This is a genomic window from Micromonospora rhizosphaerae, assembly GCF_900091465.1.
GTDB lineage: Bacteria > Actinomycetota > Actinomycetes > Mycobacteriales > Micromonosporaceae > Micromonospora > Micromonospora rhizosphaerae.
Genome location: NZ_FMHV01000002.1, coordinates 6028351 through 6052938, shown reverse-complemented (window position 1 = coordinate 6052938; position 24588 = coordinate 6028351). Strand labels below are relative to the sequence as shown.

The window sequence follows — 24588 nt, the reverse complement described above, 5'->3', positions numbered from 1 at the left end:
TGAGGGGGCGCACTATGGCGATGACGGCCGCGGTCAAGGACGAGCTGAGTCGGGTCGACGTGCCGAAGCCCTGCTGTCGGCGGGCGGAGATGGCGGCCCTGCTGCGCTTCGCCGGCGGCCTGCACATCGTGTCGGGTCGCGTGGTGGTGGAGGCCGAGCTGGACACCGGGGCGGTGGCCCGGCGGCTCCGGCGGGAGATCGCCGAGGTCTACGGCTACCCGAGCGAGATCCACGTGCTGGCGTCGGGCGGCCTGCGCAAGGGCAGCCATTTCATCGTGCGGGTGGTCAAGGACGGCGAGGCGCTCGCCCGGCAGACCGGCCTGCTGGACGTGCGCGGCCGTCCGGTGCGTGGCCTGCCGCCGCACGTGGTCGCCGCGAACGTCTGCTGCGCGGTGTCGGCCTGGCGGGGCGCGTTCATGGCGCACGGCTCGCTGACCGAGCCGGGCCGCTCCAGCGCCCTGGAGATCACCTGCCCCGGCCCGGAGTCGGCGCTGGCCCTGGTCGGCGCGGCCCGCCGGATCGGCATCACCGCCAAGAACCGCGAGGTGCGCGGGGTGGACCGGGTGGTGGTCAAGGACGGCGACGCGATCGCCGCGCTGCTGACCCGGATCGGCGCCCACTCCAGCGTGCTGGCCTGGGAGGAGCGGCGGGTCCGCCGCGAGGTCCGGGCGACCGCAAACCGGCTGGCCAACTTCGACGACGCCAACCTGCGCCGCTCGGCCCGCGCCGCGGTGGCCGCCGCGGCCCGGGTGACCCGCGCGCTGGAGATCCTCGCCGACGACGCGCCCCACCACCTCACCTCGGCCGGCCGGCTGCGGCTGGAGCACCGGCAGGCCTCGCTGGAGGAGCTGGGCGCGCTGGCCGACCCGCCGCTGACCAAGGACGCCATCGCCGGCCGGATCCGCCGGCTGCTGGCGCTCGCCGACAAGCGGGCCCGCGACCTGGGCATCCCGGATACGGAAGCGGCCGTCACGCCCGACATGCTCGTGGTCTGATAGGACGGTGGGGTGCCACGATGCGGGCCGGATCACCACCCGGCGCAGCGCGGTGCCACATGCTCGGATAAGGTCGCTGCGTACGGCAAGGGGGCCGGCACAGGCACTCCTCGCCGTGCTCACCGCCTCGGGCGGTCAGGTCCTCCGGACCGCGGCGGGGCGGCCGAGATGAACTGTCAACGGCCGGCTCCAACGGTCGGCGCACACCACTCCGCCGGCCCGGGTCTGACGCCGGCGGACCAGAACGCGAGGAGATGGGACCTGTGACCATCCGGGTTGGCATCAACGGCTTCGGCCGGATCGGCCGCAACTTCTTCCGGGCAGTGCTGGCGTCCGGCGCTGACGTCGAGGTCGTGGCGGTGAACGACCTGACCGACAACGCGACGCTCGCCCACCTTGTCAAGTACGACAGCATCCTGGGCCGCCTCCCGCAGGAGGTGAAGGCCACCGACGACGAGATCAGCGTGGGCGGCAAGACCATCAAGGCGTTCGCCGAGAAGGACCCGGCCAAACTGAAGTGGGGCGAGGCGGGCGCGGACATCGTCGTCGAGTCCACCGGCTTCTTCACCGACGCCACCAAGGCGAAGGCGCACATCGACGGCGGTGCCAAGAAGGTCATCATCTCCGCCCCGGCGAAGAACGAGGACGTCACGGTCGTCATGGGCGTCAACCACGACAAGTACGACCCGGCCAAGCACACCATCATCTCCAACGCCTCGTGCACCACCAACTGCCTCGCCCCGATGGCGAAGGTCCTGCAGGACACGTTCGGCATCCAGCAGGGTCTGATGACGACCATCCACGCGTACACCCAGGACCAGAACCTGCAGGACGCGCCGCACAAGGACCTGCGCCGGGCCCGGGCCGCCGCGCTGAACATCGTCCCGACCTCGACCGGCGCCGCCAAGGCGATCGGCCTGGTGCTGCCGGAGCTGAAGGGCAGGCTGGACGGCTACGCGCTGCGGGTGCCGGTCCCGACCGGCTCGGCCACCGACCTGACGGTCAACGTCAACCGCGAGACCAGCGTGGACGAGGTCAACGCCGCGATGAAGGCCGCCGCCGACGGCCCGCTCAAGGGCATCCTGGTCTACAACGACGACCCGATCGTCTCCACGGACATCGTCACCGACCCGGCGTCCTGCATCTTCGACGCGCCGCTGACCAAGGTGGTCGGCAACCAGGTCAAGGTGGTCGGCTGGTACGACAACGAGTGGGGCTACTCCAACCGCCTTCTCGACCTGGTCAAGCTGGTGGGTCAGTCGCTGTGAGCATCCGCAGCCTCGACGACCTGCTCGCCGAGGGGGTGTCGGGTCGGCGCGTGCTGGTGCGCGCCGACCTGAACGTCCCGCTCGACAAGCAGACCGGTGAGATCACCGACGACGGCCGGATCCGGGCCGTCCTGCCGACGCTGACCGCGCTGACCGAGGCCGGCGCGAAGGTCGTGGTCTGCTCGCACCTGGGCCGCCCGAAGGGCGCGCCGGACCCGCAGTTCAGCCTCCGCCCGGTCGGCGCCCGCCTCGGTCAGCTGCTCGGAGCCGAGGTCCGGTTCGCCGAGGACACGGTCGGCGACTCCGCCCGCTCCACCGTGGACGGGCTCGCCGACGGCCAGGTCGCCCTGCTGGAGAACCTGCGCTTCAACAAGGGCGAGACCAGCAAGGACGACGCCGAGCGGGGCGCCTTCGCCGACCAGCTCGCCGCGCTCGGCGAGGCGTACGTCGACGACGCCTTCGGCGCGGTGCACCGCAAGCACGCCAGCGTGTACGACGTGCCGGCGCGGCTGCCGCACTTCGCCGGCCGGCTGGTGCTGCGCGAAGTCGAGGTGCTCAGCAAGCTGACCGGCGACCCGGAGCGGCCGTACGTGGTGGTGCTCGGTGGTTCGAAGGTCTCCGACAAGCTGGCGGTGATCGAGGCGCTGCTGCCGAAGGTCGACCGGCTGCTCATCGGCGGCGGCATGTGCTTCACCTTCCTCAAGGCGCAGGGCCTGGAGGTGGGCAGCTCGCTGCTGGAGAAGGAGATGGTCGAGACCTGCCACAGCCTCCTCGAGCGGTCGGGCGGCAAGATCCTGCTCCCGGTCGACGTGGTGGCCGCGGTCGCCTTCGCCTCCGACGCCGCGCACGACACGGTCCGCGTGGACGCCATCCCGAACAAGATGGTGGGGCTCGACATCGGCCCGGAGACGGTGGCCGGGTTCGCCGCCGCCCTCAAGGGGGCGCGGACGATCTTCTGGAACGGCCCGATGGGCGTGTTCGAGATGCCGGCGTTCGCCAACGGGACCCGCGGGGTCGCCGAGGCGATCGCGAAGTCCGACGCGTTCACCGTCGTGGGCGGCGGTGACTCGGCGGCTGCGGTCCGGACTCTCGGGCTGGACGAGTCGGCGTTCGATCACATCTCCACCGGTGGCGGTGCCTCCCTGGAATACCTCGAGGGCAAGACCCTCCCCGGCATCGCGGCGCTGGAGGACTGATGGCGGCCGTCACCCGCCGGCCGTTGATGGCCGGCAACTGGAAGATGAACCTGAACCACCTCGAGGCGAACCTCCTGCTGCAGAAGCTGGCGGCGAGCCTCACCGAGAAGCAGCTCACCGAGGTGGAGACGGTGGTCCTGCCGCCCTTCACCGACCTGCGCACGGTACAGACCGTGGTGGAGGGCGACAAGCTGCTGATCGGCTACGGCGGGCAGGACCTGTCGCCGTACCAGTCGGGGGCGTACACCGGGGACGTCTCCGGGCCGATGCTGGCCAAGCTCGGCTGCACCTACGTGGTGGTCGGCCACTCCGAGCGGCGGGCCTACCACTACGAGGACGACGCCGTGGTCAACGCCAAGGTCGCGGCGGCGCTCAGCAACGGGCTCACCCCGATCCTCTGCATCGGGGAGGGGCTGGAGATCCGGGAGCAGCTCCGGCACGTCCCGCACTGCTGCGACCAGCTGGACGCGGCGCTGAAGGGGCTCACCCCGGAGCAGGTGACCAGCGTCGTCGTCGCGTACGAGCCGATCTGGGCGATCGGCACCGGCAAGACGGCCACCCCGGAGGACGCCCAGGAGGTCTGCGGCGAGGTGCGCAAGCGGCTGGTCGAGACCTTCGGCGCGGCCACCGCGGACCAGGTCCGGATCCTCTACGGCGGGTCGGTCAAGGCGTCGAACGTCGCGGCGATCATGGCCCAGCCGGACGTGGACGGGGCCCTGGTGGGCGGGGCGAGCCTGGACGCCGAGGAATTCGCGCAGATCTGCCGGTTCCCGGAGCACATGGCCCGCTGACGGCTCGCTATCCTTGACCCCGCCCGTCCGCCGGTCGGTGCCACCGTGCCCGACAGGACCGGGTAGATGATCGCAACGAGAGGACTGACCCCCGCCATGCCGATCTGGTTCGCGTACACGATGATCGTGTTGCTGGTCATCACGAGCATCCTGCTCACCCTGCTGATCCTCCTGCACCGAGGTAAGGGCGGCGGGTTGTCGAGCATGTTCGGCGGCGGCGTCAGCTCCAGCCTGGCCGGGTCCTCGGTGGCCGAGAAGAACCTCGACCGTTACACCGTTCTGGTCGGGATCATCTGGTTCGCGTGCATCGTCGGGATCGGGCTCTGGCTCCGCCTCCAGCTCGGCAGCGGGGCAGCCTGACCCAGCCGGTCGAGTCGTACAATCTGCGCGCGGTCCGTCACGACGGGCCGCGCGCAGTCCTTTTCGCGGCACCGCGTCGCCCGCCGCCCATCCGAGCGGCGGTCCCCTCTCGACGACAGGAGCGAGCAGCCGTGGCGACTCGCAACGCCATCCGGGGCACCCGGATCGGGTCCGGCCCCGAACGGCCGACCGAACGGTCCGAGCCGGCCCCGCGCCGGGCAGTCACCTACTGGTGCGGCAACCACCACCGCGTCGAATTCCTGATCGCGGCCGAGGCCGAGGCGCCGCCGGTGTGGGACTGCCCGCGCTGCGGCCAGCCGGCCGGGCCGGACGCCGAGCACCCGCCCGGGCGGGCCCGCACCGAGCCCTACAAGACCCATCTGGCGTACGTGAAGGAGCGGCGCACCCCGGAGCAGGCCGAGGCCATCCTCGCCGAGGCCCTCGCCGCGCTGCGCGAGCGCCGCGGCGGCTGACGCCCGGCAGCCCGGAGACCGCCGGGGTTGCGCCCGTTCAGCGCAGGCTGCGCAGCCGGGGCGGCACCTCGGCCGCCGCGGCCCGGTCCAGCAACCAGAGGGTACGACCGACGCCGTGCACCCCGGCCGCGGGCAGCTGCACCGGGCCCGCCCCGGCCAGCGCCATGCCCACCGCCCGGGACTTGTCCGCCCCGCTGGCCACCAGCCACACCTCCTCGGCGGTGTTGATGGCCGGTAGGGTGAGCGTGATCCGCACCGGCGGCGGCTTGGGGCTGCCCCGGACCGCGCTGACCGGCCGGCTCTCGTAGTGCACCGGGTGCTCGGGGAAGACCGACGCCACGTGCCCGTCCTCGCCGACCCCCAGCAGCAGCACGTCGAAGTGGGGAAGCGCGGCGTGGCCGGGCCGGGCCGCGCTGGCCAGCTCCTCGGCGTACCGGGCCGCGGCCGCCTCCGGGTCGGCGCCCGCCGGCCCGTCGGAGGCGGGCATCGGGTGGATCCGCGCCGGGTTCAGCGGCACCGCGTCCAGCAGCGCCGCCCGGGCCTGGGTCTCGTTGCGGTCCGGGTGGCCGGCCGGCAGGAACCGCTCGTCGCCCCACCAGACGTCGACCCGGGACCAGTCGACGGCGTCCCGGGCCGGCAGCGCCACCGCCGCCCGGTACACCGCCGCGGCGATCCGCCCGCCGGTCAGTACCACCGACGCCTCGCCCCGGTCCGCCTGGGCGTCGAGCAGCTTCACCACGAACCGGGCCGCCACCGCCTGCGCCAGCAGGTCGGCATCCGCGTGTACGGCGACACTCGCCTCACTCATTCGTCCGTGCCTTCGTGTTCCGACCGCTTGGCGCGGTCACCTGTGCTGTCCGACCCGCCGAGCGGTCCCGGCCCGCGCCCGGCGTACCGGCCGTCCGCAGGGTCCCGGGAGCCGGCTCAGTGGTTCGCGGTCGTGCCGCCGTGCGCGGTGATCCCGGCCTCGGCCCGCTGCGCGGTCGCCGGGTCCTTCCACAGGTGCACGCGCTGGGCGGGACGCTGCTGCAGGCCCGAGATGCCGGCGAGGGCGCCGAGCGCCTCCGCGTACACCTGGTCGGCGTCGAGCCGGCGCAGCTCCTCGGCCAGCTCGTCGCCGAGCGGTCGCCGGACCAGCGGCAGCATCCGGTCCTCCTGGCCGGTACGCCGGAAGGTCGCCATGTTCTCCTCCCGGATGAGCGTCAGCTCGTCGCCGTTGGCGCAGCGCAGCTGCAACCCTCGCATCCGCGGAAACTCGGTGGTGCTCTCCCAGATCGGGTCGATGCCGAGCCGGGCGGCCAGCCAGCCGCGCATCAGCGCCGCGGTCGGGTCGGTGCGCGGCGCCACCACGGTCGCCTCGGTGACCTTCGCCTCGATGGTGTCGAACGCCCCGGCGACCAGCGTGCGCCACAGGGTGATCCGGGTCCAGGCCAGGTCGGTGTCGCCCGGAGCGTAGTCCCGGGCCCGCTGCTCCAGGGCCGCGACCGGGTTGGCGGCCTGGGCCGCGTCGGTGATCCGCCGGTCCGCCACCACGCCCAGGAAGTCGGTCGCGATCTCGGCCGGCGGCTCGCCGTGCCACCAGGTCACCACTGGCACGTCCGGCACCAGCAGCGGCAGCACCACCGACTCGGCGTGCAGGGCGAGCCGGCCGTACATCCGGGTCACCACCGCCTCGCACGGGCCGAGCCGGCCGCCGACCACGATCTCCGCGTCCAGCCGGTTGCGCTCGCGCTCGATGTCCGAGCGGACCACCATCACGATCCGGCACGGGTGGGCGGCGGCCGCGATGGTCGCCGCCGCCTCCGCCTCGCGGACCCGCTTCTCCTCCACCACCACGATCAGGGTGAGCGCCATGCCGCTGGCCACCCCGCCCGCGCTGCGCCGCTCGGCGGCGAGCGCCTTGACCACCTCGTTGCCGGTGGTGTCCCACAGGCCGATCACTGGAGCCTCCCGGTCCGCTCGCTCACACTACTCACGCCCGCCGCCAGGCCCGGCCTTCGCGGGCCAGCATCTCGTCGGCGGCCCGCGGGCCCCACTCGCCGGCCCGGTACGGCTCTGGCTTCGTTTCCGCCCAGGCGCGCTCCAGCGGGTCCACCACCGCCCAGCTCTGCTCGACCTCGGCGGCGTCGGGGAAGAGGGTGCGGTCACCGATCAGCACGTCCAGCACCAGCCGCTCGTACGCCTCCGGGCTGGACTCGGTGAACGCCTCGCCGTACTGGAAGTCCATCGCGATGTCGCGGACCTCCATCGCGGTGCCGGGCACCTTGGAGCCGAACTTCAGCACCACGCCCTCGTCCGGCTGGACCCGGATGACCAGCTGGTTGCTGCCGAGCGACTCCACGTCCGCCGGATTGAACGGCAGGTGCGGCGCCTTCTTGAAGATGATGGCCACCTCGGTGACCCGCCGGGGCAGCCGCTTGCCGGCCCGGATGTAGAAGGGCACCTCGGCCCAGCGCCGGTTCTGGATGCCGAGCCGGACCGCCACGTAGGTCTCCGTGGTGGAGTCCTTTGGGACGCCCCGCTCCTCCAGGTAGCCGACGGCGCGTTCGCCGGCGACCCAGCCGGGCAGGTACTGGCCCCGGACGGTGTACCGGGCCACGTCCTTCGGCACGGTGATCGCCTTGAGCACCTTGAGCTTCTCGGTCCGGATCTCGTCGGCGTCGAAGCTGGTCGGCTCCTCCATCGCCACCAGCGCCAGCAGCTGGAGCAGGTGGTTCTGCAGCACGTCCCGGGCCGCGCCGGCGGAGTCGTAGAAGCCGGCCCGGGTGCCGATGCCGACATCCTCGGCCATGGTGATCTGCACCGAGTCGACGTACTTGCCGTTCCACAGCGGCTCGAACAGGTTGTTCGAGAACCGCAGGGCGAGGATGTTCTGGACCGTCTCCTTGCCCAGGTAGTGGTCGATCCGGAAGACGTCCTCGCGGGTGAAGACGTCGTCGACCAGGTCGTTGAGCGCCTTCGCCGAGGGCAGGTCGTTGCCGAACGGCTTCTCCACCACCACCCGCCGCCAGCCGCCGGACTTGGCGTTGTCCGCCATGCCGGTGCGGGCGAGCTGCTTGAGCACCACGGGGAAGGCCGCCGGCGGGATGGAGAAGTAGAAGGCGGCGTTGCCGGGGATGCCGTGGCTGTCGCGCAGCTCGTCGAGCGTCGCCGCGAGGTGGTCGAAGGCGGCGTCGTCGTCGAACGAGCCGCCGACGAACTTGATGTTGCCGGCCAGCCGGGACCAGACCTCCTCCCGCCACGGGGTACGGGCGTGTTTCTTCGCCGCGTCGTGGGCGACCGACTCGAAGTCGCCGTCGCCCCAGTCCCGCCGGGCGAAGCCGAGGACCACGAAACCGGGCGGCAGCAGCCCCCGGTTGGCCAGGTCGTAGACCGCCGGCAGCAGTTTCTTTCGGGCCAGGTCACCGGTGACCCCGAAGATCACCAGAGCGCACGACTCCGGAATCCGCGGCAGCCGCCGGTCCTGTGGCTCGCGCAGCGGGTTCATGCCGCCTCCTCGCTCCGCTGGATTACGTCATTCATCGTCACGTCAGTGTCCGTCCGGCCGCCTCGAGCAGCTGGGCGACCCCCGCCGCCCGCTCGGTCAGGTGCAGTCGCAGCACCGGACGCCCCCGGCCGGCCAGGGCCTGCCGGTCGCCGGCGGCCTGGGCCGCCTGCAGCTGTCCGAAGGAGTACGGGCGCCCGGGCACCGGCAGATCATCGGCGACCGCGCCGGTCACCTGAAGATAGCTGCCGAGCGGCGGGCCGCCCTTGTGGTACTGCCCGGTGGAGTGCAGGAAGCGCGGCCCCCACCCGAAGGTGACCGGCCGGCGGGTCGCCCGGGCCAGCAGCGGGCGCAGGCCGGCCAGCGCGGCGTCGGCGTGCCGGTCGAGGAACGCCATGACGGCCAGGTAGCCGTCGTCGGCGAGCCCGTCGAGGAGCCGGCGCAGCACACCGGTCAGGTCACCCGGGGCGCCCGGTGGGGTGTACACCTCGATCGCGCCCTCGGTGAACGACGGCGTCTCCGCCGGCGGGCCCGAGGCGAGGATGCGGTCGGTGTTCTCCTTGCTCTCGGTGACGTTCGGCTGGTCGAACGGGTTGACGCCGAGCACCACGCTGGCGATCGCGGTGGCGTACTCCCAGGTCAGGAAGTGGGCGCCGAGCGGGCCGTTGACCGCCACGTCCGGGTCGCAGCCGCCACCGGGCACGTCCCCGGCGGTCAGTGCCCCGCCGTAGGTCACGGTCAGCACGTCCGGGCCGGCGGCGACGGGGGCCTGCGGGGACTCCACCACCACGGGCAGGATGCCGACCCCGGCCTTCCCGGTGGACTCGGCGATCAGCTGCTCGATCCAGTCGCCCAGGCCATCGATTCCGGTGCCGTCGGCGACCAGGGCGACCTTGTCCCGTCCGACGGTGGCGGCCGCGGCCAGGGCGGCACCCAGGGCCAGGCCGGGGTTGTCCCGGTCCCGGCCCAGCGCCGGCGACAGCGCCTCGGCCTCGTCGAGCAGTTCTGTCACGGAGACCCCGGCCAGCGCGGTCGGGACCAGGCCGAACGCGGTCAGCGCCGAGTACCGGCCGCCCACCTCGGGGTCGGCGTTGATGGTGAGCGGGCCCATCTCGGCGGCGGTCGCCGCGAGCGGCGAATCCGGGTCGGTGACCACCACGAAGTGTCGGGCGGCCTCCGACTCGGTCATGCCGGCGTCGAGGAACGCCTGCCAGTACGTGCGCCGGTGGGCGTCGGTCTCCACCGTCGAGCCCGACTTGCTGGAGATCACCACCACGGTGCGCTCCAGCCGGTCCGCCAGCGTCGCCCGCACCTGTCCGGGGTCGGTGGTGTCCAGCACGGTCAGCGGCCGGCCCAGGCTGCGCGCGATGACCTCGGGGGCGAGCGACGAGCCGCCCATCCCGGCGAGCACCACGTGGTCCAGCTCGGCCAGCTCCTCGGTCAGCTCGGCGAGCTGGGGGAGCAGCTCCCGGCTGCGGCGGTGGGTGTCCAGCCAGCCCAGGCGGATCCGCGCCGTCGCCTCGGCCTCCGGGCCCCACAGCGTCGGGTCCTTCGCCGCCAGCTTGGCCGGAGAGCCCCGCGCCACCAGGGCTTCCCGGGCGGACGCGGGCGCGGACCGGTCGACCGGGTCCGCGCCGTACACGGTCAGCCCGGCGGCTGCCTCCGCCGGCCCGGCCAGCAGGTCGCTCACGACGCCACCCCGCCGGGCCCGGGAACGGGGTGGCGCGCCCCGGGTCGCCCCGGGGCGCGTCCGGCGCCGTTCGTCACGCGTTGCCCCCGGCCTGCTCGGCGGCCTGGGCGCTGCCCTTTGCGGCCGCGCCGGGCTTGCCGCTGCCCTGGCCGGCCGCGGCGAGCGACTTGCGTACGCCGTCGAGCAGCTCCAGCCAGCTGGCCGCGAACTTCTCCACGCCCTCCCGCTCCAGCACGGCGACCACGTCGGCCATGTCGACGCCGACCGACTTCAGGTCGGCGAAGACCTTGCGGGCATCGTCGTACGCGCCGGTGATGGTGTCGCCCCGGACCTCACCGTGGTCGGCGACGGCGTGGATGGTCGGCTCCGGCATGGTGTTCACCGTGCCGGGGGCGATCAGCTCCTCGACGTACATGACGTCCCGGTAGTTCGGGTTCTTCGTCGAGGTGGAGGCCCAGAGCGGGCGCTGCGGGTGGGCGCCGGCGTCGGCCAGGGCCTGCCAGCGGTCCGAGGAGAAGACCTCGCAGTAGCGCTCATACGCCAGCCGGGCGTTGGCGATCGCGGCCTTGCCACACAACGCCTTGGCCTGGTCGGAGCCGATCTTCTCCAGCCGCTTATCGACCTCGCTGTCGACCCGGGAGACGAAGAACGAGGCCACCGAGCCCATCTTCGACAGGTCGTGGCCGTTCGCCTTCGCCTGCTCCAGGCCGGCGAGGAAGGCGTCCATCACCTGGGAGTACCGGTCCAGGCCGAAGATCAGCGTCACGTTGACGCTGATCCCCTCGGCCAGGGTCGCGGTGATCGCCGGCAGGCCCTCCAGGGTGGCCGGGATCTTGATGAAGAGGTTCGGCCGGTCGACCAGCCACCACAGCGCCTTCGCCTCGGCGACCGTCTTCTCCGTCTCGTGGGCCAGCCGCGGGTCCACCTCGAGGGAGACCCGGCCGTCGATGCCGGCGCTCTTCTCGTATGACGGCCGCATCACGTCGCAGGCCCACCGCACGTCGTACGTGGTGAGCATGCGGGCCGCCTCCTCGACGTCCACCCCGCGGACGGCCAGGTCCTTCAGCTGCCAGTTGTACTCGTCGGCGGCGCTGAGCGCCTTGGCGAAGATGGTCGGGTTCGAGGTCACCCCGGCCACGTGCTTCTCCCGGCGCAGTTGGTCCAGCCCGCCGGTGCTCAGCCGCACCCGCGAAAGATCGTCGAGCCAGATCGCCACACCCGTGGCGCTGAGCTCAGCCAGCCTGTCCGTCATCCCCTCCACGCTCCCCTCAGTTGCCGGTCGGGTTACCGGTGATGTCGCCCACCCGGGTCAGCGCCGCGTGTGCGGCCGCCACGATCCGGTCGGGGGTGAAGCCGAACTGCTCGAAGAGCACGGTGTGCGGGGCGCTCGCCCCGTAGTGCTCCAGGCTGACGCTCTCGCCGCAGTCGCCGACGATGGCGCGCCAGGACATGGCGATGCCCGCCTCCACGCTCACCCGTGCCTTTACCCCGCGTGGCAGGACCGACTCCCGGTACGCCTCGTCCTGCTCGAAGAACCACTCCTGGCAGGGCATCGAGACGACCCGGGTCGGCGTGCCGCTGGCCTCCAGCCGCTCCCGCGCGGTGAGGCAGAGCTGCACCTCGGAGCCGGTGCCGACGAGGATCACCTGCGGCCTGCCGGTGGACGCCTCGGCCAGCACGTACCCGCCCTTGGCGACGCCCTCGGCGCCGGCCAGCTGGTCGCGGTCGAGGGTCGGCAGCGGCTGGCGGCTGAGCGCCAGCGCGGTCGGCCGGTCGGTGTGCTCCAGCGCCTGCCGCCACGCCCAGGCGGTCTCGTTCGCGTCGGCCGGGCGGACCACGTCCAGGCCGGGGATGGCCCGCAGCGCGGTCACCTGCTCCACCGGCTGGTGGGTCGGCCCGTCCTCGCCGAGGCCGATCGAGTCGTGCGTCCAGACGTAGACCACCGGCAGCTTCATCAGCGCGGCGAGTCGGACGGACGGGCGCATGTAGTCGCTGAACACCAGGAACGTGCCGCCGTACGGGCGGGTGCCGCCGTGCAGGGCGATGCCGTTGAGGATGGCGCCCATGGCGTGCTCACGGATGCCGAAGTGCAGCGTGCGGCCGTACTCGTGGCCGGGGAAGTCCTTGGTGGCATGGTTCGCCGGGATGAAGGACGGCTCGCCCTTCATCGTGGTGTTGTTGCTCTCCGCCAGGTCGGCCGAGCCACCCCAGAGCTCCGGCAGCACCGGCGCGAGCGCCTCGAGGACCTTGCCGGAGGCGGCCCGGGTGGCGATGCCCTTGGCGTCGGCGGGGAAGGTCGGCAGGGCGTCCGCCCAGCCCTGGGGGAGCGCCCGAGCGGCCATCCGGTCGTAGAGCGCCCTGCGCTCCGGGTTGGCCTTGGCCCAGGCCTCGAAGGCGCCGTTCCACTCCTGCTGGGCGGCGGCGCCCCGGCCCATCACCGTTCGGGCGTGGTCGAGCACCTCCTCGTCGACCTCGAAGCTCTTCGCCGGGTCGAAGCCGAGGATCTGCTTCGTGGCGGCCACCTCGTCGGCGCCGAGCGCCGAGCCGTGGATCTTGCCGGTGTTCTTCTTGTTCGGCGCGGGCCAGCCGATGATGGTGCGCAGCGCGATGAAGGAGGGGCGGGCGGTTTCCGCCTTGGCGGCCAGCAGCGCCCGGTAGAGCGCCTCCACGTCCTCGTGGTAGTCGCCCTGGTCGGCGTCGCCGCGGCGCCAGTCGACGGTCTGCACGTGCCACCCGTACGCCTCGTAGCGGGCCGCGACGTCCTCGCTCTTGGCGATCCGGGTGTCGTCCTCGATGGAGATCTCGTTGTCGTCGTAGATCACCGTGAGGTTGCCCAGCTGCTGGTGGCCGGCGAGGGAGCTGGCCTCGTGGCTGATGCCCTCCTCGATGTCGCCGTCCGAGGCGATGCACCAGATGTCGTGGTCGAAGACCGACTCGCCGGCCTCGGACTCCGGGTCGAAGAGGCCGCGCTCGCGGCGCGCCGCCATCGCCATGCCGACCGCGTTGCCCATGCCCTGGCCGAGCGGCCCGGTGGTGGTCTCCACGCCCGGGGTGTGCCCGTGCTCCGGGTGGCCCGGGGTGAGCGAGCCCCACTGGCGCAGCGACTGGAGGTCCTGCAGGCTCAGCGGGTAGCCGGAGAGGAAGAGCTGGATGTAGAGGGTCAGGCTGGAGTGCCCGGCGGAGAGCACGAAGCGGTCCCGGCCGGGCCAGTTCGGGTCGGCCGGGTTGTGCCGCATGACCCGGTTGAAGAGCAGGTACGCCGCGGGCGCGAGGCTCATCGCCGTGCCCGGGTGGCCGTTGCCGGATTTCTCCACGGCGTCCATGGCCAGCACGCGGACCGTGTCGACGGCCCTGCGGTCGAGGTCGGACCAGTTGAGTGCGGGTTGCTCGGGTCGGTTGGCAGCCACGATCGTTGTGCTCCTCGGCAGATGGGCGGAACCCTCACTGATGACCCTATCGAGCGGTCCTAAACGTCCGCCCGGGGATCAGTGCATGCTCGTCTGTACGGGTCCGGACGGATCGGTCGGTCAGCTCCGACTGTGACGGCCCGCACCGTTCTCGGGTCGCCCGGGCAGCGCAAACGACGACGCGTAGTCTGTGGGGCGGTGTGTGGACCCGGGACGGGTCCGGCCGACCCCGACCCCCCCTGCCGACGCCGGAAGGTGGCAATCCGTGAGCATGATCACCGAGCGCCCCGTCAGCAACCCTGCCGGGCAGCCGCCGGTGCGCACGGTGGCCGAGGCGTCGGCGAGCGGCCGTCGGGACGTCCGGGCCGTCGTCTCCGCGTACGTCGCGCTGACCAAGCCGCGGATCGTCGAGCTGCTCCTGGTTACCACCGTGCCGGCGATGATGCTCGCCGACGGGGGGATGCCCCCGCTCTGGCTGGTGGCCGTAGTGCTGGTCGGCGGCTCCCTCGCCGCCGGCGCGGCCAGCGTGCTGAACTGCTACATCGACCGGGACATCGACCAGTTGATGCGGCGCACCAAGCGCCGTCCGCTGCCCGCGCACACCGTGTCGCCGCGCAACGCGCTGGTCTTCGGGCTGGTGCTGGCGGTGGTGTCGGTCGCCCTGATGGCCGTGTTCACCAACCTGCTGGCGGCCGGGCTGACCCTGGCGGCGATCGCCTACTACGACCTGGTCTACACGCTCTGGCTCAAGCGGACCACGGCGCAGAACACCTTCTGGGGCGGGGTGTGCGGGGCGGCGCCGGTGCTGATCGGCTGGGCCGCGGTCACCGGCTCGCTGGCCCCCGCCGCGTGGGGCCTGTTCGCGGTGGTCTTCTTCTGGCAGATGCCGCACTTCTACGCGCTCGCCATCAAGTACAAGGCCGACTACGCCCGGGCCGGCATCCCGATGCTGCCGGTGGTGGCCTCCGTGCGACGGGTCAATGCCGAGATCATCATCTTCTCCTGGCTGACCCTGCTCTCCTCGCTGGCCGTCTGGCCGCTGGGGATGAGCCCGATCTACGGCGTCACCGCGCTGGTGGTCGGCGGCATCTTCGTGGTCGAGGCGCACAAGCTCTGCCGGCGCGCGGCGCGCGGCGAGGCGGTCAAGCCGATGCGGCTGTTCCACTGGTCCACCACCTACCTCACCATCCTGTTCGCCGCTGTGGCGCTGGACGCCCTGATCTGAGCCGGTTCCGTCCGGCCGGTGGGACGAGTCCCGAAGAATTTTTCCGGATTTTTTTCGACGTGAGTCAGGGCGGCTCAATCGGGACAGACTGTGATGATCTCACCTGTCCGCTTCGCCCGAACTTAAGCGACACATCCGGGCAAATTTCCTGTGGTCTTCCTTAAACCTCTTCGTAATTGGCATCACAAAGTGTTCGTCGAACTCGCGCACCCGGATGGAACTCTGCTTAGGCTTCGCGTCATGGCAGATGGTTCCGATACGACGCTGACGGCTGAGCAGACCGCTCCGGAGCAGGCCCCCAACGGCCTGGTCTCGGGCATCAAGTCGTTCGCCGCCGGACACGGCGGGGCGAAGGCGGTCATCGAGTACGTCGGAAAGCGCGGTGCGCGGATCGTGCTCGTGGGTGAGGACGGGGCGTGGGCCGACCAGTTCGCGGCCGGCACCGACGTCGCGCGGCAGGCTTGCGCCAAGGCCGGGGTCGCCGTCGAGAACGCCTGGGAGCGTGAACTGATGGACCAGATGCGTCCGAGCAACGACCTGTGGCGGTCCATGGCCCGGCGCACGATGGCCCGTTGACCGACAAATTGACCAACCACCACCAGCAGTCGACCCGGGGGGAACCCCGGGTCGCGCTCGTCACCTGTACCGAGCTGTCCGACCTCGACCCGGACGACCGGCTCGTGCTCGCCCCGCTGGCCGCCCGCGGGATCGCCGCCGAGGCGGTGGTCTGGGACGACCGGGCCGTGGACTGGTCCGCGTACGACCTGGTCGTGCTCCGCTCGCCGTGGGACTACGCGCTGCGCCGCGACGAGTTCGTCGCCTGGGCGCAGACCGTGCCCGCCCTGGCCAACCCGGCCGACGTGGTCCGCTGGAACACCGACAAGCGTTACCTGGGCGAGCTCGCCGCCGCCGGAGTGCCGACCGTCCCGACCTCGTGGGTCGCGCCGGGGGAGACCTGGACCCTGCCGGCCGACCGTGCCGAGTACGTCATCAAGCCCGCCGTCAGCGCCGGCAGCCAGGACACCGGCCGGTACGACCTGGCCGACCCGGAGCACCGCAAGCTGGCCGTCGCGCACGTACGGCGGCTCTCCGACGCGGGCCGGCTCACCATGCTGCAGCCGTACCTGACCGCGGTGGACACCGTCGGCGAGACCGCGCTGCTCTTCCTGGCCGGCCCGGACGGCCTGGCGTTCAGCCACGCGATCCGCAAGGGCCCGATGCTGACCGGCCCGGATCTGGGCGTGGAGGGGCTCTACAAGCCCGAGGAGATCACCGCCCGGACGGCCACGCCCGAGCAGCTGGCCGTGGCGGAGAAGACCCTGGCCGTGGTGCCCGGCGGCCCCGACCGTCTGCTCTACGCCCGGGTGGACCTCATCCCCGGTCCGGACGGTTCACCCGTGCTGGTCGAGCTGGAGCTGACCGAGCCGAGCCTGTTCATCGGGTACGCCGACGGCGCCCCCGACCGCCTCGCCGAGGCGATCGCCACCCACCTGCACCCCAGCGCCTGACCTTCTCCGGGTGCGTTTGTTGTCGCCCCAGCGACAAACAAACGCACCCGTTCCCGTCTCCGGCCGCCGTGGGGGGTGCGGGAGCGGCGTCAGGCGGCCGCGGTGACCGGCTCGGCGGCCGGGGTGGCGGTCGGGGTCGGCTCGACGGGGCGGCGCTCGCGGGTCGACCAGAGCACCCCCAGGGCGGCCAGCAGCACCAGGCAGGAGCCGAGCATGTGCGCGGCGACCAGCGCCGCCGGCAGGTGGGTGAAGTACTGCACGAAGCCGATCAGGCCCTGACCCAGCTCCACCGCGACCAGCACCACGGCGGCCCGCGTCGCCCGGGTCGCGCCGACCGCCCGGAAGGCGAAGATCAGCGCCACGGAGAGCCCGATCAGCAGGAACACCCCGTCGGCGTGCACCTGGGAGATCGACTCGGGGTCCAGGCCGTTGCGGGCGGCGCCCTGGTCGCCGGCGTGCGGGCCGCTGCCGGTCACCCACGTGCCCACCACCAGCACCGCCGCGCTCACCAGCGTCGTGAGCAGCGCCAGCGTGCGCAGCGGCCCGGGCACGGTGGCCACCGCCGGGCCGTCCGGGTCGGCGATCCGCCGCCAGAGGGCGTACGCGGCCGCGATCACCGCCATCGAGGCGAGGAAGTGCAGCCCGACCACCCACGGGTTGAGGTTGGTCAGCACGGTGATCCCGCCGATCACCGCCTGCGCGGGGATGCCCAGGAAGACCGCGATCGCCAGCGGCAGCAGCCCGCGCCGGCGGGGCCGCTGGGCCAGCACGGCGAGCAGCACGGCCAGCGCGATGATCCCCACCGCGAAGGTCAGCAGCCGGTTGCCGAACTCGATCATCCCGTGCACGCCCATCTCCGGCGTCGTGTGGTACGACGCGTCGGTGCACCGGGGCCAGGTGGGGCAGCCGAGGCCGGAGGCGGTGAGCCGGACCGCCCCGCCGGTGACCACGATCGCCACGTTCGCGATGATCGAGGCGTACGCGAGGCGGCGCAGCAGCGAGGCGGAGACCGGGAACCGGACGGAAGGCTTCACGGAGCGAATCCTACGCACCGTAGTGGTACCCGATCGGGTGACTCCGCCGACCCGGTGTTCCGGATCACCGGGACCCGGGTTTGCGGGCCTCCGACGAATTACGTAACGTTGGCGTTGTGAAAAACGCGGCGGCGCTCCCCGGGCACCAGCCGACGACCGCTCCGGTCGCCGGCGACGGCTCCAGCTCGCGGCGCGGCGTCAGACGCGCCGAGCTGGAGTTGTCGCAGGCCGCGTCCGCCGATCTTTCCACCCGCGACCGGGTCACCCAGCTGCTGCTGGAGCGGGGGGCGACCACCGCCGCGCAGCTCGGCTCGGCGCTCGGGCTCAGCCCGGCGGCGATCCGCCGGCACCTCGACGCGATGCTGGCCGACGGCGACGTGGTCGCCCGCGAGCAGGCCGTCCGGGGCACCCGCGGGCGGGGCCGCCCGGCCAAGGTCTTCCTGCTGACGGACGCGGCCCGGGTCCGCTGCGGCACCCACCACTACGACAACATGGCCACCGCCGCGCTGCGCTGGATCGCCCGCAACGGCGGGTCGGAGGCGGTCGAGGCGTTCGCCGCCGATCAGGTCGCCACCCTGGAGGCCCGCTGTCGCGCGGCCATGGAGGACGCCGGCGACGACCCCCTCGCGCGGGCGGAGGCACTCGCCGGGGCGCTGACCGCCGAGGGCTACGCTGCCAACGCGTCCACGATCGCCTCCGGCGGCCAGCTGTGTCAGCACCACTGCCCGGTGGCGCACGTGGCCGCCGAGTTTCCCCAGCTGTGCGAGGCCGAGACCGCGGTGATCTCCCGTCTGGTCGGCACCCACGTGCAGCGCCTGGCCACCATCGCGCACGGCGACGGGGTGTGCACCACGCACATCCCCACTCAGCCACGCATGTCCGGTAAGACCGTCACCACTGTGAGGACAGATAAATGACCGAGCAGATCGTCCAGCCCCTGACCCAGGAGGAGCAGCTCGCCGCCCTGGGCCGCTACGAGTACGGCTGGGCCGACCCCGACGTCGCCGGGGCCTCCGCTCAGCGCGGCCTCAACGAGGCGGTGGTGCGGGACATCTCGGCGAAGAAGAACGAGCCGGCCTGGATGCTCGACCTGCGGCTGAAGGGCCTGCGGCTGTTCGACCGCAAGCCGATGCCGGCCTGGGGCGCCGACCTCACCGGGATCGACTTCGACAACATCAAGTACTTCGTCCGCTCGACGGAGAAGCAGGCCACCAGCTGGGAGGACCTGCCGGAGGACATCAAGAACACCTACGACCGGCTGGGCATCCCGGAGGCGGAGAAGCAGCGGCTGGTCGCCGGTGTCGCGGCGCAGTACGAGTCCGAGGTGGTCTACCACAAGATCCGTGAGGACCTCGAGGAGCAGGGTGTCATCTTCCTGGACACCGACACCGCCCTCAAGGAGCACGAGGACATCTTCAAGGAGTACTTCGGCACGGTGATCCCGGTCGGCGACAACAAGTTCGCCGCGCTGAACACCTCCGTGTGGTCCGGTGGCTCGTTCATCTATGTGCCGAAGGGCGTGCACGTGGAGATCCCGCTGCAGGCCTACTTCCGGATCAACACGGAGAACATGGGCCAGTTCGAGCGGACCCTGATCATCGTCGACGAGGGTGCGTACGTGCACTACGTCGAGGGCTGCACCGCGCCGCTCTACTCCTCGGACTCGCTGCACAGCGCGGTCGTGGAGATCATCGTCAAGAAGAACGCGCGCTGCCGCTACACGACCATCCAGAACTGGTCGAACAACGTCTACAACCTGGTCACCAAGCGCGCCGTCTGCCACGAGGGCGCGACCATGGAGTGGGTCGACGGCAACATCGGCTCCAAGGTCACCATGAAGTACCCGGCGGTCTACATGACCGGCGAGCACGCCAAGGGCGAGGTGCTCTCGGTGGCCATGGCCGGCGAGGGCCAGCACCAGGACGCGGGCGCCAAGATGGTGCACGCCGCGCCGCACACCAGCAGCACCATCGTGTCGAAGTCGATCGCCCGGGGTGGCGGCCGCACCTCGTACCGCGGCCTGGTGCAGGTGCTGGAGGGTTCGCACAGCAGCCGGAGCACGGTCAAGTGCGACGCGCTGCTGGTCGACACCATCTCCCGCTCGGACACCTACCCGTACGTCGACATCCGCGAGGACGACGTGTCGATGGGGCACGAGGCGACCGTCTCCAAGATCAGCGACGACCAGCTCTTCTACCTGATGAGCCGGGGGCTGAGCGAGGACGAGGCGATGGCGATGATCGTGCGCGGCTTCATCGAGCCGATCGCCAAGGAACTCCCGATGGAGTACGCCCTGGAGCTCAACCGCCTGATCGAGCTCCAGATGGAGGGCGCGGTCGGCTGACGCCGCCCGCCCGACCCGCACCAGACACCGTCGTCGCAGAACAGACCAAGGAAGAGATGACTACCCAGGCTTCCGCGCCGCCCAGCACCAAGTCGCAGGCGCTCCGCTCGTACGACGTCGCCGACTTCCCGGCCCTGACCGGCCTGGAGGAGGAGTGGCGTTTCACCCCGCTCAAGCGCCTGCGCGGCCTGGCCACGGCGGACACTTCGGCCGCCACCGGCCGGGGCGTCACCGTGGAGCACCCGCGCCTGCCGGCCGGGGTGTCGGTGCGGTTCGTCGAGCCGACCGACGCCAGCGTCGCGTCGGTGCTCGTGCCGATCGACCGGATCAGCGCGCTGGCCCACGCTGGGGCGGCACGGGTCGCGGTGGTCGAGGTGGCGGCCGAGGCCGTGGTGTCCGAGCCGGTTGTCGTCCGGCTGCTGGGCGCGTACCCCGAGGAGCTCTCCTTCGCCCGGACCCAGGTCCAGGTGGGCCGGTTCGCCGAGGCGACGGTCGTGTTCTCCCAGGAGGGCTCGGCCACGCTGGCCGACAACGTCGAGGTGACGGTCGGCGACGGGGCCAAGCTGACCCTGGTCACCGTGGCCGACTGGGCGCCCGACGCGGTGCAGGCGCAGCACATCAAGATCAAGCTTGGTCGGGACGCCCGGGTGGTGCACGTCCAGGTCAGCCTCGGCGGCGACCTGGTCCGCCAGTACACCTCGGTCGAGTACACCGACCGGGGCGGCGAGGCCGAGCTGTACGGCGTCTACTTCGCCGACTCCGGCCAGCACCTGGAGCACCGCCAGCTGGTCGACCACACCGTGCCGGACTGCCGCAGCTACGTCGGCTACCGGGGCGCCCTGCAGGGGGAGAGCGCGCACACCGTCTGGGTGGGTGACGTGCTGATCCGCGCCGAGGCGACCGGTACCGACACGTACGAGATCAACCGGAACCTGCTGCTCACCGACGGCGCCCGGGCGGACTCCGTACCGAATCTGGAGATCGAGACCGGCGAGATCGCCGGCGCCGGCCACGCCAGCGCGACCGGCCGCTTCGACGACGAGCAGCTGTTCTACCTGATGGCCCGGGGCATCCCGGAGGCCGAGGCCCGCCGCCTGGTGGTCCGCGGCTTCTTCGCCGAGCTGATCAACAAGATCCCGGTCGAGGAGCTGCGCGAGCGGCTCGGCGACGCGATCGAGGCGCGACTCACCAAGGCCGGCGCCTGATGATCAAGATCTGCTCGACCGAGGACGTGCCGAAGGGCACCGCGATCAGCGCCGACGTGGACGGCACCCAGATCGCCATCGTGCACGGCGAGGACGACAACTTCTACGCCGTGTACGACGAGTGCTCGCACGCCGCGGTGGCCCTCTCCGAGGGCGAGGTCGACGGGTGCACGCTGGAATGCTGGCTGCACGGATCCCGTTTCGACCTGCGGACGGGTGAGCCCACCGGGCTGCCCGCGACCGAACCCGTTCCCGTCTATCCCGTCGAAGTCCGCGACGGCGACATCTACGTCAGCCTGACGCCGAGCAATGGAGTGACCCGATAATGAGCACCCTGGAGATCCGCGACCTGAAGGTGTCGGTCAAGCTGCCCGAGGGTGAGCTCAAGCCGATCCTGGCCGGTGTCGACCTGACCGTGAAGTCGGGCGAGACCCACGCGATCATGGGCCCGAACGGCTCCGGCAAGTCCACCCTGGCGTACTCGATCGCCGGCCACCCCAAGTACGAGATCACCGGCGGCTCGGTGACCCTCGACGGCGAGGACGTGCTGGCCATGTCCGTCGACGAGCGGGCCCGCGCCGGCCTCTTCCTGGCCATGCAGTACCCGGTCGAGGTCCCCGGCGTCTCGGTCGCCAACTTCCTGCGTACCGCCAAGACCGCCATCGACGGCGAGGCCCCGAAGCTGCGCACCTGGGGCGGCGAGCTGCGCGGCGCCATGGAGCGCCTCCAGATGGACCCGGCGTTCGCCCAGCGCAACGTCAACGAGGGCTTCTCCGGCGGTGAGAAGAAGCGGCACGAGATCGTGCAGCTGGAGCTGCTCAAGCCGAAGATGGCCATCCTCGACGAGACCGACTCCGGTCTGGACGTCGATGCGCTGCGCGTGGTCAGCGAGGGCGTGAACCGGGTCCGCGACACCGGCGACACCGGCCTGCTGCTGATCACCCACTACACCCGGATCCTGCGCTACATCAAGCCCGACTTCGTGCACGTCTTCGTCGCCGGCCGGATCGTCGAGCAGGGCGGCCCGGAGCTGGCCGACAAGCTCGAGGACGAGGGCTACGAGCGGTACGTCGCCGGGGCCGGTTCGGCGCGGGCCTGACACACGGACAGGGGCCGCTGAGATGACCACCATCGCCATCCCCGAGGGGATGCCGCAGTACGACGACGTGCCGCGTTTCGACGTGTCCAAGGTGCGCGCGGACTTCCCGATCCTCGATCGGGAGATCAACGGGCACCGGCTGGTCTATCTCGACAGCGCCAACACCTCGCACAAGCCGCGGCAGGTGCTCGACGTGCTCGCCGAGCACTACGCGATGCACAACGCCAACGTGTCGCGCTCGGTGCACACGCTGGGCACCGAGGCGACCGAGGCGTACGAGGGGGCGCGGGCGAAGATCGCCGCGTTCATCAACGCGCCGAGTCCGGACGAGGTGGTGTTCACCAAGAACTCCACCGAGGCGATCAACCTCGTGGCGTACGCGTTCTCCAACGCCTCGCTGCGGCCCGACGCCGACCCGCGGTTCCGGATCGGCCCGGGCGACGAGATCGTGATCTCCGAGATGGAGCACCACTCGAACATCGTCCCGTGGCAGCTGCTGGCCGAGCGGACCGGCGCGACCCTGCGCTGGTTCCCGGTCACCGAGCAGGGCCGGCTGGACGAGTCGGGGCTGGCGGACCTGGTCACCGAGCGGACGAAGATCGTCTCGCTGGTGCACATGTCCAACATCCTCGGCACGGTCAACGCCACCTCGCGGATCACCCAGCGGGTTCGGGAGGTCGGCGCGCTGCTGCTGCTCGACTGCTCGCAGTCGGTGCCGCACATGCCGATGGACGTGGTCGACTACGACGCCGACTTCATCGCCTTCACCGGGCACAAGATGTGCGGCCCGACCGGCATCGGGGTGCTCTGGGGCCGGTCCGAGCTGCTCGCCGCGATGCCCCCGGTGTTCGGCGGCGGCTCGATGATCGAGACCGTCGGCATGGAGCGGTCGACCTTCGCCGCGCCGCCGGCCCGGTTCGAGGCGGGCACCCCGCCGATCGCCGAGGCGGTGGCGCTCGGCGCGGCGGTGGACTACCTCACCGGGATCGGCATGCGGGCCATCCAGTGGCACGAGAAGGCGCTGACCGCGTACGCGCTGGACGCCCTCGCCACCGTGCCCGGCCTGCGGATCTTCGGGCCGACGGTGCCGGTCGGCCGGGGCGGGACCATCTCGTTCGCGCTCGGCGACATCCACCCGCACGACGTGGGCCAGGTGCTCGACTCGCTCGGCGTGCAGGTCCGGGTGGGCCACCACTGCGCCAAGCCGGTGTGCAGCCGGTTCGGCGTGCCGGCCATGACGCGGGCGTCGTTCTACCTGTACACCACCACGGAGGAGATCGACGCCCTGGTGGCGGGTCTGGAGCAGGCGCGGAAGGTGTTCGACTGATGCAGCTCGACCAGCTCTACCAGGAGATCATCCTGGATCACTACAAGCACCCGCACGGGCGTGGCCTGCGCGACGCCGACGACCCGGCCGACCGGGTCGCCGAGGCGCACCACGTCAACCCGACCTGCGGCGACGAGGTCACCGTCCGGGTGGCCACCGACGGCGACGTGCTCCACGACATCTCGTACGACGGCATGGGCTGCTCGATCAGTCAGGCCTCGGCGAGCGTGCTGCACGAGCTGTTGCGCGGTCGGGGCGCGGGCGAGGCGTTCGCCGTGCACGAGGCGTTCGTCGAGTTGATGTCCGGCCGTGGCCAGGTCGCGCCGGACGAGGACGTGCTCGGTGACGGGGTGGCGTTCGCGGGTGTCGCGCGCTACCCGGCCCGGGTCAAGTGCGCGCTGCTGCCGTGGATGGCGTTCAAGGACGCCGCGGCACGCGCCGGCGTGGGCATGAGTTCAACGGAGGTGAAGGCATGAGTAGCGAGGAAACCGCCACCGCGGCGACGCCGGCGGCCGACGGCGGCAAGGCCAGCGTCGCCGACATCGAGGAGGCGATGAAGGACGTCGTCGACCCGGAGCTGGGCATCAACGTGGTCGACCTCGGCCTGGTGTACGGCGTGCACGTGGACGAGGACAACGTGGCCACGCTGGACATGACGCTGACCTCGGCGGCCTGCCCGCTCACCGACGTGATCGAGGACCAGGCCCGGCAGGCGCTGACCACCGGGCCGGGCGGCGGACTGGTCAACGACATCCGGATCAACTGGGTCTGGCTGCCGCCGTGGGGCCCGGACAAGATCACCGACGAGGGCCGGGAGCAGCTCCGCTCCCTCGGCTTCAACGTCTGAGCTGTCGAATTCCGACTACGGCCGGCCCGGCGAAAGCCGGGCCGGCCGCTTTCGCTTCTGGAAGCCGGGCGTGGCCGAGCCGGTCGACGGGCTCGCGGCGACGTGGCTCGACACGAACGGCGCGTCCAACGTGAAGTACTCGGAGTACAACCCGGCCGTGCTGGCGTTCCACGAGGCCCACGTCGAGGCGGCCGAGCAGGGCGGCACCAGGTCGTCGTCAGCGCCACCTACTTCGTCGACGTGCACTGCGCCGACTGACGCACCGCGCAGCAAGGTGGGGCCGCGGCCTACGCCGCGGCCCCGCCGCACGTGTACGTCGATGTGCGACTGGAAAT

25 protein-coding genes are annotated in these 24588 nt (G+C 71.7%); 17 read left to right on the top strand and 8 right to left on the bottom strand.

Annotated features, from left to right (window positions below):
- The first annotated feature begins 14 nt into the window (after window positions 1–14).
- From whiA to GA0070624_RS28495, 6 genes are all read left to right on the top strand, one after another.
- Window positions 15–995, top strand: coding sequence for a DNA-binding protein WhiA (whiA, locus tag GA0070624_RS28520; RefSeq protein ID WP_088992890.1), 981 nt, complete (start codon window positions 15–17; stop codon window positions 993–995).
- A 263-nt stretch (window positions 996–1258) separates the two neighbouring features.
- A complete protein-coding gene (gene gap / locus GA0070624_RS28515; RefSeq protein WP_091345971.1) occupies window positions 1259–2263 on the top strand; it encodes a type I glyceraldehyde-3-phosphate dehydrogenase in 1005 nt (334 codons plus the stop codon).
- The gene (locus GA0070624_RS28510) at window positions 2260–3459 is read left to right on the top strand and encodes a phosphoglycerate kinase (RefSeq protein ID WP_091345970.1); all 1200 of its coding nucleotides are present in this window, start codon (window positions 2260–2262) and stop codon (window positions 3457–3459) included. Before gap ends, GA0070624_RS28510 begins: the two co-directional genes overlap by 4 nt.
- The gene (gene tpiA, locus GA0070624_RS28505; protein ID WP_091345969.1) at window positions 3459–4250 is read left to right on the top strand and encodes a triose-phosphate isomerase; all 792 of its coding nucleotides are present in this window, start codon (window positions 3459–3461) and stop codon (window positions 4248–4250) included. Before GA0070624_RS28510 ends, tpiA begins: the two co-directional genes overlap by 1 nt.
- Window positions 4251–4346: 96 nt before the next feature.
- Window positions 4347–4610 (top strand): preprotein translocase subunit SecG, encoded by a 264-nt coding sequence (gene secG, locus GA0070624_RS28500; RefSeq protein ID WP_091345967.1) that lies wholly within the window; start codon window positions 4347–4349, stop codon window positions 4608–4610.
- A gap of 131 nt (window positions 4611–4741) precedes the next feature.
- On the top strand, window positions 4742–5083 hold the full coding sequence (locus tag GA0070624_RS28495; protein WP_091345965.1) for an RNA polymerase-binding protein RbpA: 342 nt from the start codon (window positions 4742–4744) through the stop codon (window positions 5081–5083).
- A gap of 37 nt (window positions 5084–5120) precedes the next feature.
- On the opposite strand, the gene pgl is transcribed toward GA0070624_RS28495, so the two are convergent.
- The 6 genes from pgl to tkt all read right to left on the bottom strand — a co-directional run bounded on the left by pgl (window position 5121) and on the right by tkt (window position 13664).
- Window positions 5121–5891, bottom strand: a complete 771-nt coding sequence (pgl, locus tag GA0070624_RS28490; protein WP_091345963.1) for a 6-phosphogluconolactonase — start codon at window positions 5889–5891, stop codon at window positions 5121–5123.
- 116 nt (window positions 5892–6007) lie between these two features.
- On the bottom strand, window positions 6008–7024 hold the full coding sequence (locus GA0070624_RS28485; protein WP_091345960.1) for a glucose-6-phosphate dehydrogenase assembly protein OpcA: 1017 nt from the start codon (window positions 7022–7024) through the stop codon (window positions 6008–6010).
- A gap of 31 nt (window positions 7025–7055) precedes the next feature.
- Window positions 7056–8570 carry a glucose-6-phosphate dehydrogenase gene (gene zwf, locus GA0070624_RS28480; protein ID WP_091345958.1) on the bottom strand — a complete coding sequence of 505 codons (1515 nt, stop codon included), beginning with the start codon at window positions 8568–8570 and terminating at the stop codon, window positions 7056–7058.
- Window positions 8571–8607: 37 nt separating this feature from the next.
- Entirely contained in the window at window positions 8608–10257 is a 1650-nt protein-coding gene (locus tag GA0070624_RS28475; RefSeq protein WP_091345956.1) for a glucose-6-phosphate isomerase, read from the bottom strand.
- A 73-nt stretch (window positions 10258–10330) separates the two neighbouring features.
- Window positions 10331–11509 (bottom strand): transaldolase, encoded by a 1179-nt coding sequence (tal, locus tag GA0070624_RS28470; RefSeq protein ID WP_091345954.1) that lies wholly within the window; start codon window positions 11507–11509, stop codon window positions 10331–10333.
- Between the two features lie 16 nt (window positions 11510–11525).
- Window positions 11526–13664, bottom strand: a complete 2139-nt coding sequence (gene tkt / locus GA0070624_RS28465; protein WP_091345952.1) for a transketolase — start codon at window positions 13662–13664, stop codon at window positions 11526–11528.
- Between the two features lie 265 nt (window positions 13665–13929).
- Between tkt and GA0070624_RS28460 the strand changes: the two genes are divergently transcribed.
- From GA0070624_RS28460 to GA0070624_RS28450, 3 genes are all read left to right on the top strand, one after another.
- The gene (locus tag GA0070624_RS28460; protein ID WP_091345950.1) at window positions 13930–14889 is read left to right on the top strand and encodes a heme o synthase; all 960 of its coding nucleotides are present in this window, start codon (window positions 13930–13932) and stop codon (window positions 14887–14889) included.
- Window positions 14890–15129: 240 nt separating this feature from the next.
- Window positions 15130–15465, top strand: a complete 336-nt coding sequence (locus GA0070624_RS28455; RefSeq protein WP_091345948.1) for a hypothetical protein — start codon at window positions 15130–15132, stop codon at window positions 15463–15465.
- A gap of 8 nt (window positions 15466–15473) precedes the next feature.
- Window positions 15474–16397 carry an ATP-grasp domain-containing protein gene (locus GA0070624_RS28450; protein ID WP_091349993.1) on the top strand — a complete coding sequence of 308 codons (924 nt, stop codon included), beginning with the start codon at window positions 15474–15476 and terminating at the stop codon, window positions 16395–16397.
- Between the two features lie 89 nt (window positions 16398–16486).
- Here GA0070624_RS28450 and GA0070624_RS28445 read toward each other — a convergent pair whose 3' ends face one another.
- On the bottom strand, window positions 16487–17431 hold the full coding sequence (locus GA0070624_RS28445; RefSeq protein ID WP_091345947.1) for a COX15/CtaA family protein: 945 nt from the start codon (window positions 17429–17431) through the stop codon (window positions 16487–16489).
- A gap of 212 nt (window positions 17432–17643) precedes the next feature.
- Between GA0070624_RS28445 and GA0070624_RS28440 the strand changes: the two genes are divergently transcribed.
- From GA0070624_RS28440 to GA0070624_RS28405, 8 genes are read left to right on the top strand one after another with little or no spacing between them, the layout of a single operon-like run.
- Window positions 17644–18348, top strand: coding sequence for a helix-turn-helix transcriptional regulator (locus GA0070624_RS28440; RefSeq protein WP_091349988.1), 705 nt, complete (start codon window positions 17644–17646; stop codon window positions 18346–18348).
- On the top strand, window positions 18345–19775 hold the full coding sequence (sufB, locus tag GA0070624_RS28435; RefSeq protein ID WP_091345946.1) for a Fe-S cluster assembly protein SufB: 1431 nt from the start codon (window positions 18345–18347) through the stop codon (window positions 19773–19775). The genes GA0070624_RS28440 and sufB overlap by 4 nt, the downstream gene beginning before the upstream one ends.
- A gap of 56 nt (window positions 19776–19831) precedes the next feature.
- The gene (sufD, locus tag GA0070624_RS28430) at window positions 19832–20980 is read left to right on the top strand and encodes a Fe-S cluster assembly protein SufD (protein ID WP_091345944.1); all 1149 of its coding nucleotides are present in this window, start codon (window positions 19832–19834) and stop codon (window positions 20978–20980) included.
- Window positions 20980–21306, top strand: a complete 327-nt coding sequence (locus tag GA0070624_RS28425; RefSeq protein ID WP_088961257.1) for a non-heme iron oxygenase ferredoxin subunit — start codon at window positions 20980–20982, stop codon at window positions 21304–21306. The genes sufD and GA0070624_RS28425 overlap by 1 nt, the downstream gene beginning before the upstream one ends.
- Window positions 21306–22079: a Fe-S cluster assembly ATPase SufC gene (sufC, locus tag GA0070624_RS28420; protein WP_091345942.1), complete on the top strand. Its 774-nt coding sequence runs from the start codon at window positions 21306–21308 to the stop codon at window positions 22077–22079. Before GA0070624_RS28425 ends, sufC begins: the two co-directional genes overlap by 1 nt.
- A 22-nt stretch (window positions 22080–22101) precedes the next feature.
- Window positions 22102–23406, top strand: coding sequence for a cysteine desulfurase (locus tag GA0070624_RS28415; protein WP_091345939.1), 1305 nt, complete (start codon window positions 22102–22104; stop codon window positions 23404–23406).
- The gene (sufU, locus tag GA0070624_RS28410) at window positions 23406–23882 is read left to right on the top strand and encodes a Fe-S cluster assembly sulfur transfer protein SufU (protein ID WP_091345937.1); all 477 of its coding nucleotides are present in this window, start codon (window positions 23406–23408) and stop codon (window positions 23880–23882) included. Before GA0070624_RS28415 ends, sufU begins: the two co-directional genes overlap by 1 nt.
- Window positions 23879–24253 carry a metal-sulfur cluster assembly factor gene (locus tag GA0070624_RS28405; protein WP_091345935.1) on the top strand — a complete coding sequence of 125 codons (375 nt, stop codon included), beginning with the start codon at window positions 23879–23881 and terminating at the stop codon, window positions 24251–24253. Before sufU ends, GA0070624_RS28405 begins: the two co-directional genes overlap by 4 nt.
- Window positions 24254–24268: 15 nt before the next feature.
- Here GA0070624_RS28405 and GA0070624_RS34420 read toward each other — a convergent pair whose 3' ends face one another.
- Window positions 24269–24499 (bottom strand): hypothetical protein, encoded by a 231-nt coding sequence (locus GA0070624_RS34420; protein WP_141715210.1) that lies wholly within the window; start codon window positions 24497–24499, stop codon window positions 24269–24271.
- Window positions 24500–24588 lie beyond the last annotated feature (89 nt).

Excerpts from the sequence above, each read along its gene's own strand:
- GA0070624_RS28455 (WP_091345948.1), top strand. The coding sequence starts at position 15,130 with ATGGCAGATGGTTCCGATACGACGCTGACGGCTGAGCAGACCGCTCCG.
- zwf (WP_091345958.1), bottom strand. The coding sequence starts at position 8,570 with ATGAACCCGCTGCGCGAGCCACAGGACCGGCGGCTGCCGCGGATTCCG.
- GA0070624_RS28405 (WP_091345935.1), top strand. The coding sequence starts at position 23,879 with ATGAGTAGCGAGGAAACCGCCACCGCGGCGACGCCGGCGGCCGACGGC.
- secG (WP_091345967.1), top strand. The coding sequence starts at position 4,347 with ATGCCGATCTGGTTCGCGTACACGATGATCGTGTTGCTGGTCATCACG.
- sufD (WP_091345944.1), top strand. The coding sequence starts at position 19,832 with ATGACTACCCAGGCTTCCGCGCCGCCCAGCACCAAGTCGCAGGCGCTC.
- tpiA (WP_091345969.1), top strand. The coding sequence starts at position 3,459 with ATGGCGGCCGTCACCCGCCGGCCGTTGATGGCCGGCAACTGGAAGATG.
- sufC (WP_091345942.1), top strand. The coding sequence starts at position 21,306 with ATGAGCACCCTGGAGATCCGCGACCTGAAGGTGTCGGTCAAGCTGCCC.
- tal (WP_091345954.1), bottom strand. The coding sequence starts at position 11,509 with ATGACGGACAGGCTGGCTGAGCTCAGCGCCACGGGTGTGGCGATCTGG.
- GA0070624_RS28415 (WP_091345939.1), top strand. The coding sequence starts at position 22,102 with ATGACCACCATCGCCATCCCCGAGGGGATGCCGCAGTACGACGACGTG.
- GA0070624_RS28425 (WP_088961257.1), top strand. The coding sequence starts at position 20,980 with ATGATCAAGATCTGCTCGACCGAGGACGTGCCGAAGGGCACCGCGATC.
- pgl (WP_091345963.1), bottom strand. The coding sequence starts at position 5,891 with ATGAGTGAGGCGAGTGTCGCCGTACACGCGGATGCCGACCTGCTGGCG.
- whiA (WP_088992890.1), top strand. The coding sequence starts at position 15 with ATGGCGATGACGGCCGCGGTCAAGGACGAGCTGAGTCGGGTCGACGTG.
- sufB (WP_091345946.1), top strand. The coding sequence starts at position 18,345 with ATGACCGAGCAGATCGTCCAGCCCCTGACCCAGGAGGAGCAGCTCGCC.
- sufU (WP_091345937.1), top strand. The coding sequence starts at position 23,406 with ATGCAGCTCGACCAGCTCTACCAGGAGATCATCCTGGATCACTACAAG.